General features: G+C 66.8%; 5 protein-coding genes. All 5 read left to right on the top strand.

All coding sequences use genetic code 11. The features are described 5' to 3' along the window. Window positions 1-44 precede the first annotated feature (44 nt). Window positions 45-752 (top strand): SapC family protein, encoded by a 708-nt coding sequence (locus tag ACT3CF_RS06890; protein WP_478421472.1) that lies wholly within the window; start codon window positions 45-47, stop codon window positions 750-752. Between the two features lie 39 nt (window positions 753-791). After that, on the top strand, window positions 792-2,288 hold the full coding sequence (locus ACT3CF_RS06895) for a tryptophan halogenase family protein (protein WP_478421474.1): 1,497 nt from the start codon (window positions 792-794) through the stop codon (window positions 2,286-2,288). Between the two features lie 310 nt (window positions 2,289-2,598). Further along, a complete protein-coding gene (locus ACT3CF_RS06900) occupies window positions 2,599-8,979 on the top strand; it encodes an MBG domain-containing protein (RefSeq protein ID WP_478421476.1) in 6,381 nt (2,126 codons plus the stop codon). Window positions 8,980-9,008: 29 nt separating this feature from the next. Beyond that, a complete protein-coding gene (locus tag ACT3CF_RS06905) occupies window positions 9,009-9,860 on the top strand; it encodes a sulfotransferase family protein (RefSeq protein ID WP_478421477.1) in 852 nt (283 codons plus the stop codon). Between the two features lie 150 nt (window positions 9,861-10,010). After that, window positions 10,011-11,771, top strand: a complete 1,761-nt coding sequence (locus ACT3CF_RS06910; protein ID WP_478421478.1) for a ShlB/FhaC/HecB family hemolysin secretion/activation protein — start codon at window positions 10,011-10,013, stop codon at window positions 11,769-11,771. Window positions 11,772-11,773: the final 2 nt, after the last annotated feature.

Here is an 11,773-nt window from a genome sequence, read left to right on the forward strand (position 1 = left end):
GCCGCCCGCGACGGGCGGTCCTTCTCTTTCAAGGTCAATGCTTCATGCCGCTGAGCGTGCTCAACAATATCGACCATGCCGACCTTCGCATCCGGATCGACCGCGGCGCGGCGTTCGGCGACGCGGTCAACCAGACGGTCGTATTCCCTACCGAGTTCGAGGCGCTCCAGCGCGAATATGTGATCCTGTTCCGGCGCGATGCCGAGCATGGCTGGCGATCGACCGTGCTGCTGGGACTCGACGCGGACGAGAATCTCTATCTCGACGGCGATCGCTGGGACGCCGACATGATCCCCGCGCTGATCGAGCGCGGCCCCTTTTCAATCGGAATGCCTGCCCCCGGTGCGCCGGGCGAGCCGATGATCCATATCGACACCGACCATCCGCGCGTCACGACCGGCGACGGTGCGCCGCTGTTCCTGCCGCATGGCGGCAACGCGCCCTATCTCGACCGTATCGCAGGCGTGTTGCAGACGATCTTCGTCGGCGACCAGGCGAGCCCGGCGATGTTCGCCGCGTTCGAGGCGGCCAATCTGCTCGAGCCCGTGACGCTCGATATCGAACTGACCAGCGGCCGGCGCTACAAGGTGCCGGACTGCTGGGTGATCGACGGTAACCGCTTTGCCGCGCTCGATGCCGCGACGCTGGCGACGCTGCACGCGCAGGATTTCCTGCGCTGTGCGGTGTGGCAGCTTTCGTCGCTCGGCAACCTGCCGCGACTGGTGGCGCGCAAGGAGCGCCGCGAGGGCTGAACCCCGCGGCCCATAGGTTTTCGAGGAGAGGGAAGCGCGATGAACGAGCAGGGCAAGTTTCGCGTGGTGATCGCGGGCGGCGGTACTGCGGGTTGGGTCGCGGCCGCTGCGCTGGTGCGCCATCTCGGGCCGATGCTCGACATCGTGCTCGTCGAATCCGACGCGATCGGCACCGTGGGCGTCGGTGAATCGACGATCCCCACCGCTTGGACGTTCCACCGCCTGCTGGGGATCAACGAGCAGGTTTTCCTCCGTGAGACCAACGCGACGTTCAAGCTCGGCATCGCTTTCGAAAACTGGCGTCGCGATGGCGACCGCTATTTCCATCCGTTCGGCACCGTCGGGCGATCGTTGCCGCTATGCGATTTCCAGCATTTCTGGCTCGAGGCGCGGCGTCGCGGCTTCGGCGGGGACTATGGCGACTATTCGCTGGAAACGCAGGCGGCGCTGGCTGAGCGTTTTGCCACTGGGGATCCCGCACCGCTTTCCTATGCCTATCACCTCGACGCCACCGCCTATGCCGCCTTCCTGCGCGGCTTGGCCGAGCCGGCGGGAGTGCAGCGCATCGAGGGGCGGATCGACACGGTCGAGCGTGACGGCGAGAGCGGCGACATCGTCGCGCTCGTCCTCGACAGCGGCCGGCGGATCGCAGGCGATCTGTTCATCGACTGCACGGGTTTCCGGGCGCTCCTGACCGAAGGCGCGCTCAAGACCGGTTTCGACGACTGGAGCCACTGGCTGCCGACCAACAGCGCCTTCGCCGTCCAGTCGGAGACGACCGAGCCTCCCGTTCCCTACACCCGTGCGATCGCGCACGGCGCGGGCTGGCGCTGGCGGATCCCGCTCCAGCACCGGATGGGCAACGGCTATGTCTATGCGAGCGATTATCTGTCGGACGACGCAGCACGCGAGCAGTTGCTCGCGGCGGTACCGGGGCGCCCGCTGTTCGATCCGCGGCTGATCCGGTTTACGACCGGTATGCGCAAGAAGGCCTGGAACCACAATTGTATCGCACTGGGGCTGGCCAGCGGATTCATCGAGCCGCTTGAATCGACGAGCATCCATCTGGTGATGATCGCGGTGACGCGGTTGCTCCAGAACTTTCCGTTCGGCGGTGACATGGCGGCGCTGGCGACGCGCTTCAACGCACAGTCGCGAACGGAATCGGAGCATATCCGCGATTTCATCATCCTCCATTACAAGCTCAACGAGCGGCCCGAGCCGTTCTGGCGCGACCATGCAGCACGCGCAGTGCCCGACAGCCTTCAGCAGCGGATCGAACTGTATCGTGAGGGTGCGGCAGCCTATCAGGAGGGCACTGACCTTTTCCGCATCGACAGCTGGAACACGGTGATGCTGGGACAGGGCGTGCAGCCGCGCGGACACCATCCGACGCCCGGACAGATGCCGAGCGCCGATCTGGAGCGTGCGCTCGCGGATCTGCGCGCAGGCATTGCGGCCCAGCTCGCCAAGCTGCCGGGACATTCCGAGTTCATCGGTCGCTATGCCGCGGCGCGGGTGCCGGCGGCGGCCTGATGCTCCAGCACCCGGCCCGCGGCATTGCGGCCCGGCTGGTCTTCCCCACTCGGAGCTCCGACCAACCGTCGGGCTCCTGCAAATTGTCTCAACTTCCGCGCATTTCGTATCGAAAGCTGCGGCGCGCTTGACTTACCCGTGCCGGTATCGCCTGCCAGAAGCGTAGGGCTCCGTTTAACCGGGGGCAAGACGGGTTTTGATGCGTCGGAACACGGGCGCGGCGCTTGCCGGTCTGCCGCGTCGCGCGCAACCACCGCGCCGTGCCGCCGTCATTCGAGCTCTGCCCTGGGCATGGGACGAAAGACGACACATGGCGATCGAGCATCGTGAACCGGTTTCCGCATCGTTCGGACGCGCATGTGTTCGCCGGCGCCGCGGCTGGCTGCTGTGCGCAAGCGTCCTCGCCAGCGGGTTGCCGATCGCCGCACATGCCCAATCGGGCGCGCCCGCCGCGCTGCCGACCGGCGGATCGGTCGTCGCCGGGCAGGCCACGATCGCCCAGTCGGGCAATACGCTCGACATCCACCAGGCCAGCGATCGGGCGATCCTCGACTGGTCGTCCTTCTCGGTCGGCGAGGCCGCGCGGGTGCGGTTCGACAACGGTGCGGGCGCGACGCTCAACCGCGTTTCGGGAACGGCGGCGTCTGCAATCGACGGTCAGTTGCTCGCGTCAGGCTCGGTCTATCTGATCAACCCCAACGGGATCGTGATCGGCGCGAAAGGCGTGGTCGAGACCGGCGGGACGTTCGTCGCCTCGACCCTTGACGTGTCCAATGCGGAATTCCTTGCCGGCGGCAGCTTGACCTTCTCCGGCCCGTCGCGCGCCGCGGTCGTCAATCTGGGCAAGGTCGGCGCGCTGGGCGGCAATGTCGCGCTGATCGGTGCGGTCGTCGAAAACCACGGCTCGCTGACCGCGCGCGACGGCACTGCCGGGCTGATCGCCGGGAACACGGTATTGCTCCGCGACCGCGCCAACGACGGTGGCGGCCTGTTTTCGGTCCGTTATGGCGATCAGGGAACGCGCGTCGCGAATGGCGGCATCATCGAGGCGGCGAATGTCGAGTTGCGTGCGCAGCAGGGCAATGTCTACGCGCTGGCCGGCAACCGGGCCGGCACGATCAACGCAACAGGCGTCCGCACCGACGGCGGCAAGGTCTGGCTGGTTAGCGAAGGCGGCACCACGGAAGTCGCCGGCACGATCCGGGCGAACGGTGCAGACGGCACCCCCGGCGCGATCGAAACGTCGGGCCATCTGCTCCACATCGGCAATTCGAGCATCGATGCCGGCGGCGGTACCTGGCTGCTCGATCCCGAGGATCTCGTCGTCGACGCCACCGCGGCATCAAGCATCAACGCGGCGCTTGGTGGAAACACCAGCGTGACGCTTCAGACCGGGGCCGGCGGCGCCAGCGCCTATGGTAATGGCGTGACCAGCGGCGCTGGCGATATTCTGATCAACGCCGGGCTTTCCTGGAACACCGGCGCGACGCTTACGCTCGATTCCTATCATGGCATTGCGGTGAACGCGAACATCGCGGTCAATGGCGGCGGCTCGGTAGTGTTCAAGACGGCCAACGGCGGCGACTATGCATTCGCCAGCGGCGCGTCGATCAGCTTTGCTGACGGTTTCAGCGGGCAAGGGCTGACGATCAACGGCACCTCGTTCACGTTGTTGCGCTCATGGGCCGAGCTGCAGGGAATCAGCAATGCGACCGGCGCCTTTGCGCTGGCGCACAACCTGCCCGCGGCAAGCAATCTCACCCAATCTCCGGTCACATGGCTGAATGCACTATTTACCGGGCTGGGCAATTCGATTCCGCTCACGATTTTCTCGACCAAGCAGTCGAACCTGGGACTTTTCGGCCAGATCGCGAGCGGTGGGACCGTGCGCGACCTGAACCTGGTCGACGTCAATCTTCAGGACTGGAGCGTCAACAGCGGGTCGAATGTCGGCCCGCTCACCGGGCGCAACTATGGCACGGTCCTCAATGTTTCCGCCGCCGGCTATATCCGGATACCGCAGGCCTATCAGGTCGGCGGACTGGTCGGCGTGAACCGCGGCGTGATCCGCAACGCTACCGCCAAGGTCGACATCATCGGCTATACCCGTGTCGGCGGGCTGGTCGGCGAGAATGACGGTAGTATCGTCAACGGGGCGGCAATGGGCGAGGCCTATGGCGTGTCGCGCGTCGGCGGCTTGGCCGGGACCAACGGCGGTTCGATCAGCGACTCCTTCGCCACCGGCCCCGTGATCGGCAACGGTTTCTATTTCAGCGGAACCTATCAGGACACGGACAAGGTGCCGACACCGGTCATCGGCGGCCTGGTCGGGGAAAATACCGGCACGATCCAGCGCGCCTTTGCCACCGGCAGCGTGACCGGATCGGACAATATTGGCGGCCTCGTCGGCGTGAGCACCTATGGCCAGGCCATCGAGAACGCCTATGCCAGCGGTGCGGTCTCGGGCAGCAGCAATGTCGGCGGGCTGATCGGTAACAGCAACACCACCCCCATCCGCAATGTCTATGCGACCGGCAGCGTCAAGGGGACGAACAATGTTGGCGGTCTGGTGGGATATTCCACCGAGAGTACCATCGACCGTGCCTATGCGGCCGGGTCCATGCAGGGTTCCCGCGGGGCTGTCGGGGGGATCGTTGGCCTCGAAGACACCGCGATGGGCGCGAGCAAGATCACCAACAGTTACTGGGATGCCGACGGAACAGGGATTGGCTTTGCCGTCGGCAGCGGAACGTACGGCGCCGGCGCGCGGGGCCTCCTGGCCGCAGACATGAAGCGCGCGGCCAGTTTCAACGGGTGGGAGATCGACACAACGGGTGGTCAGGCGACGACCTGGCGCATCTATGAAGGATCGACCGCGCCGTTGCTCAAGGCCTTCCTGCAGACAGCGTCGGTCAGCCTGTCGGGTCCGGCTTCTGCCACCGCGGTTTACGACGGAAACCGCGCCACCGGAGCGTTCGGCACGGTGGTCACGACCGCGAGCGGGCAGGCGGCGGATGCGGCCCAGATATTGGGAAGTTCGATGATCGCCTGCTCGGGCGGCGATGCATCGTGCACCAATGCGGGCACCTACAGCGTTCGGGCAGGGGGGCTCTATTCGACGCAGAGCGGCTATGACCTGATCTTCTCGAACGCGACGGCGAGCCTGACGATCACGCCGCGCGCACTGGCGGTGACGGCGAATGACCGCACCATGGTCTATGGCGATGCGTTGCCGAACCTGACCTACACGGCCACCGGGCTCGTCAATGGCGATACGCTGAGCGGTGCGTTGACGACGGGAGCGAGTGCGACGGCCTCGGTCGGCAGCTATGCAATCGGGCAGGGGACGCTGACCGCGGGCGCCAATTACACGCTAAGCTTCACCGGCGGCAGCGTGACGATTACGCCGCGCGCGCTCACGGTGACGGCGAATGACCGCACCATGAGCTATGGCGATGCGCTGCCGAGCCTGACCTACACGGCGATCGGGCTCGTCAATGGCGACACGCTGAGCGGTGCGTTGACGACGGGGGCGAGTGCGACGGCGTCGGTCGGCAACTATGCGATCGGCCAGGGGACGCTGGCCGCCGGCGGCAATTACATGCTGAGCTTCAACGGCGGCAGCGTGACGATCACGCCGCGCACGCTGACGGTGACGGCGAACGACCGCACCATTACCTATGGCGATGCGCTGCCGAGCTTGACCTACACGGCGATCGGGCTCGTCAATGGCGACACGCTGAGCGGCGCGCTGACAACGGGCGCGGGTTCGACGGCGTCGGTGGGCAATTACGCGATCGGGCGCGGCACGCTGACGGCGAACGGCAACTACAGTCTGAACTTCACTGGCGGCAATTTGGCGATCACGCCGCGCGCTCTCACGGTGACCGCCAACGATCGCACGATGACTTACGGCGACGCGCTGCCGAGCCTGACCTATGTGTCGAGCGGGCTGGTCAACGGCGATACGCTGACCGGCGCGTTGGCGACCGGGGCGAGTGCGACGGCGTCGGTCGGCCGCTATGCAATCGGCCAAGGCACCCTGAGCGCGGGTGGCAACTACAGCCTGAGTTTCACCGGCGGCAGTGTGACGATCACACCGCGCGCGCTGACGGTTACGGCGAACGACCGCACGATGACTTACGGCGACGCGCTGCCGAGCCTGACCTATGTGTCGAGTGGGCTGGTCAATGGCGACACGCTGGGCGGTGCGCTGACGACGGGTGCGAGTTCGACGGCGTCGGTCGGCAATTATACGATCGGTATGGGCACGCTGACCGCGGGCGGCAACTACAGCCTGAGTTTCATCGGCGGCAGCGTGACGATCACGCCACGCGCGCTGACGGTGACGGCGAACGATCGCACCATGACTTACGGCGACGCGCTGCCGAGCCTGACCTATGTGTCGAGTGGGCTGGTCAATGGCGACACGCTGGGCGGTGCGCTGACGACGGGTGCGAGTTCGACGGCGTCGGTCGGCAATTATACGATCGGTATGGGCACGCTGACCGCGGGCGGCAACTATACGCTGAGTTTTACCGGCGGCAGTGTGACGATCACGCCGCGCGCGCTGACGGTGACGGCGAACGACCGCACCATGACTTACGGCGATGCACTGCCGAGCCTGACCTACAGCGCGAACGGTCTGGTCAACGGCGACACGCTGACCGGTGCGTTGGCGACCGGGGCGAGTGCGACGGCGTCGGTCGGCCGCTATGCAATCGGCCAAGGCACCCTGAGCGCGGGTGGCAACTACAGCCTGAGTTTCACCGGCGGCAGTGTGATGATCACGCCGCGCGCGCTGACGGTGACGGCGAACGACCGCACCATGACTTACGGCGACGCGCTGCCGAGCCTGACCTATGTTTCGAGCGGACTGGTCAACGGCGACACGCTGAGCGGAGCACTGACGACGGGCGCGGGTTCGACGGTATCGGTCGGCAATTATGCGATCGGCCAGGGCACGCTGGCGGCCAGTGCGAATTACGTGCTGAACTTCGCCGGCGGCAATGTGACGGTCACGCCGCGCGTGCTGACGGTGACGGCGAACGACCGCATGATGACTTATGGCGACGCGCTCCCGAGTCTGACCTATGTGTCGAGCGGGCTGGTCAACGGCGATACGCTGACCGGAGCGCTCTCGACGGGGGCGAGCGCGACGGCCTCTGTCGGCACCTACGCGATCGGGCAGGGGACGCTGGCCGCCACCAGCAACTATGTGCTGCATTTTGCGGGCGGTAGCGTGACGATCACCCCGCGCGCGTTGACCGTGACGGCGCCGGACCGGACGATGACCTATGGCGATGCGCTGCCGCCGTTGGCCTACACAGCCAGCGGGTTGATCAACGGCGACACTCTGAGCGGCGCGCTGTCCACTGCAGCGAGTGCGACCGCCTCGGTCGGCAGTTATGCGATCGGCCAGGGCACGTTGAGTGCCGGCGGCAACTATGTGCTGAACTTTACCGGCGGCAACGTGACGATCTCGCCGCGTGCGCTCACCGTCACGGCGAACGACGGCACGATGATCTATGGCGACACGCTGCCGAACCTGACCTACACGGCCGCCGGACTGGTCAACGGCGACATGCTGACCGGCGCGCTGGCGACTGCAGCAAGTGCGACCGCCTCGGTCGGCCGCTATGCGATCGACCAGGGATCGTTGAGCGCGGGCGGCAACTATGTACTGCGCTTCACTGGCGGCAGTGTAACGATCGCCCCGCGTGCGCTGGCCGTCACCGCCAACGATCAGCGGATCGTTTATGGCGATGCGGTGCCGAACCTCACCTATATCGCGACCGGGCTGGTGAATGGCGACACGCTGAGCGGTGCGCTGGCGACGGGCGCAAGCGCGGCTGCGCCGGCGGGGAACTATGCCATCGGGCAGGGCACGCTGTCGGCGAGCGGCAACTACAGCCTGAACTTCACCGGCGGCAGCGTGACGATCGTGCCGCGCGTGCTGACGGTGACCGCGAATGACCGTGCGATGGTGTATGGCGACCCTCTGCCGGGCCTCACCTACACCGCGAGCGGGCTGGTGAACGGCGACATGTTGAGCGGCGCGCTGGCGACGGCGGCGAGTTCGACTGCATCGGTCGGCAGCTATGCGATCGGTCAGGGCACGCTTGCGGCCGGCGGCAACTATGTCCTCCGCTTCGTCGGCGGCACTGTGGCGATCACCCCGCGCGCCCTGACGATTACGGCACTCGACCGGACGCGGACGATCGGGGAGGAATTCGAGCTGGGGACAACGGCGTTCATCGCGAGCGGCCTCGTCAACGGAGATCGCGTCGATGGCGTGCGGTTGGCAAGCGCCGGTGTAGCCGCGGGCGCGTTGATCAACACCCCTTATGCGATCAGCGTCGCCGATGCGGTCGGGGCAGGGCTCGGCAATTACGCGATCACCTATCACAACGCGCCGGTGGGGCTGATCAACCGTCTGCCTTATGTGCGCCCGACCAACATGAGCATGCGGACCGCCGTCGATCCGTTGCCCTCTGCGGCCTCCCTCTGGCAGCGGGGCGGCGCCGCGATGCCATCGAGCATGAGCGGCGATCTCGTTCAGCTTGGACCGGGCATCTTCTGGCGGGCAGCAAAGCCGATGACGGGATTGCTCCCCTGCATGCCCATCGGATCCGGCGTCGCGGGGGCGCATGCGCCGTGCGCTCGCCTTGCTGCGGGGGCCGGCCTGTGACGCCGGACATGCCAAGCGCCGCCACCGCAATGACCGACCCGATCCCCGGCGCGGACCTGCCCGGGCTGGTCTGCGTGACCGGGTTGCCGCGAGCCGGGTCGACATTGCTGTGCCAGATCCTTGCCGCGCATCCCGAAGTGGCGTGCGAGGGGTTGAGTTCGCCCCTGTGCAACACGCTGCTCGCGATCCGCCGCCAGGTGAGCCATGACGACTTCTTTCTCGCCCAGCTCGATCAGGCGCGGGACAGTGCCTATGGCCGGCTGAAGGCCGCCATGACCGGTTATCTGCGCGGCTGGTTGGGGGGCACGGGCAAGCGGCTGGTGGTCGACAAGAACCGGCTGTGGCTGCACAGCATCGAGACCTTGCTCGAACTGGCGCCCGAGGCGCGGATGATCGTATGCCTGCGCGATCTTACCCAGGTCGCCGCCTCGATCGAGGCGCAGCATCAGAAGAGCATCCTGATCGACTTCATCGACGGGCTGGCCGACTATGATCGGCTGGGTCGGGCAGATGCGCTGTTCGGCAAGGGGCGGGTGGTCGGCGACGCGCTGGTCTCGCTCAACGCGATCAACGACCTGCCCGAAGCGGTGCGCGAACGACTGTTCTTCCTGCGGCTGGAGGATCTGGTCGCGCACCCCGAAGCGGTGACGGCGCGGCTGTTCGCCTGGCTGGGGCTTTCGCCCCACGCGGTCGATTTCGCGGCCCTGCCGATCGGCCCCGCCGAGAGCGACAGCTATTTCCGGCTGAAATATCCACATGACCGGCATGCCGCGCTCAACAGCCCGTCGCTCCGGGCGCTCCCGCCCCGGATCGAGGCGCACATCCATTCCGCATGCCGGTGGTATTATGAACAATTCTACCCGGACCGGCTCCGCAATTGAGGTGCGGGTCTCGTCGGGCATGCATTGCCCGCCACAAGGTCGGTGCCGGTTCGCTTTGACGTGCCCGTGAAAACGGGCGGAACCTTATCTCGTTATGCTGATGATTGCGCTTCTTCGGCGCGTCGGACGGCATATTTGCCGGGGGGCTCAATGAAGATTTCAGGAAATTCGCCGCGTTGCGCGGGTGTTGCGTTGCGGGTGGCGCCGTCGCTGATCGGCGTCGGCGTTTCCGTGGCGCTCGCGGCGCCCGCCGCGGCGCAGCAGGTCGTACCCGACGCGGGCAGCCTGCAGCGGGACCTGCGCCAGGGGATCATCGGCGGCACCGCAGGGCCCCGGCCGCCGGCCGTCCCCCGGGCCGCGCCCGAGGCGACGGCACCGTCGGGCGATGTCGTTCACGTCGAGCGTTTCGTCATCGGCGGCGCGACGCTGATTCCCGTCCGCGAGCTTGAGGTTGCGGTCAGTGACTATGCCGGGCGCTCGCTCGATCTCCGCCAACTCCAGGCGGCGGCGCAGGCCGTCGCCGACGTCTATCGGCGTCGCGGCTATTTTGCGCGGACGCTGCTGCCCCCGCAGGATGCGAGCAGCGGCGTGATCCACATCACGGTGATCGAAGGCCGCTTCGGCCGCGTCCTGCTGGACGATCAGGCAAAGCGCGCCGATGCGGATTTCGTGCGGCGGATCGTCGCCGGGCGGCTGGTATCGGGCGCCCCTTATTCGACCGAGCTGCTCGAACGCGGCGTCCTCATCGCCAACGACGTGCCGGGCGTGCGCGCCGACGCCGTGCTGAAGGCGGGCGACACGCCGGGGACGAGCGATCTGGCGCTGACGGTGCGCGACGCACCGCTGGTGAGCGGCTATGTCGGCGCCGACAATGGCGGGGTGAAGGCGAGCGGTCTTTATCGTGGGATCGCATCGATCGCGGTCAACGGCCTCACCGGACATGGCGACCAGCTGACGCTGCTTGGGCTCGGCTCACGCAATCTGGGTTTTGGCCAGCTTGGCTGGAGCACGCCGATCGGTACGGGCGGCTGGCGTCTGGGCGTTTACGGAAGCTATCTGCGTTACAAGCTGGGCGACGGCTTTGCTGCGGTCGACGGGCGCGGCGAGGCGGACACGCAGGGGGTGGAGCTGAGCTATCCCGTCCTGCGTACCGAGGCGCAGGCACTGCGGCTGCGCGTCACCTATGAACATGGTCATTATCATGACGACCTGTTCGGCATGCCCGCGCATCGCAAGCAGGTCCACCGTGTCATGTTCGGCCTGGCGGGTGAGGGCCGCGACCTGCTGGGCGGCGGCGGACGCACGCGCTATGTGCTGGGGATGACGCTGGGGGGGCTGGACCTGTCGGGTCTGGCGCTCGACCGGGCCATCGACGCGGTCACGGCACGCACGCAAGGTGCGTTCGGCAAGATCAACGCCGAGGTCAGCCGCGATCAGCGGCTGGCGGGCGCTGCGCTGTTGCGGCTGCGCATGACCGGCCAATGGTCGCTCGCCAATCTCGATTCCTCCGAACAGTTCGCACTCGGCGGTCCTTATGGCGTGCGCGCCTATCCCGCCAATGAAGCGCTGGGCGATCGGGGCGTCGTCGGCAATGTCGAGCTGCACCTGCCGGTGACGCGTGGCGCGCTGAAGGGCGTCGACCTCTATGCCTTTGTCGACGCCGGCCTCACCCAGCGCCACGCCCAGACCTGGCGGGGCTGGGGTCCGGCGGGCGCCGACAACGGCTATGGCCTGACCGGCGCGGGCATCGGCATCTCCTATGCACTGCCGGGCGGCATCAATGTTTCCGGCGTGTTCGCGGCCCCGTTCGGTCCCAATCATGGTGCCGACGCCAGCGATCGTAACCAGGACGGCAGCCGTCGCCGCGCCCGCGGCTGGTTCACCGTCACCAAAACCTTCGGAGCGGAGTGAAG

Source organism: Sphingomonas chlorellae (assembly GCF_056485145.1).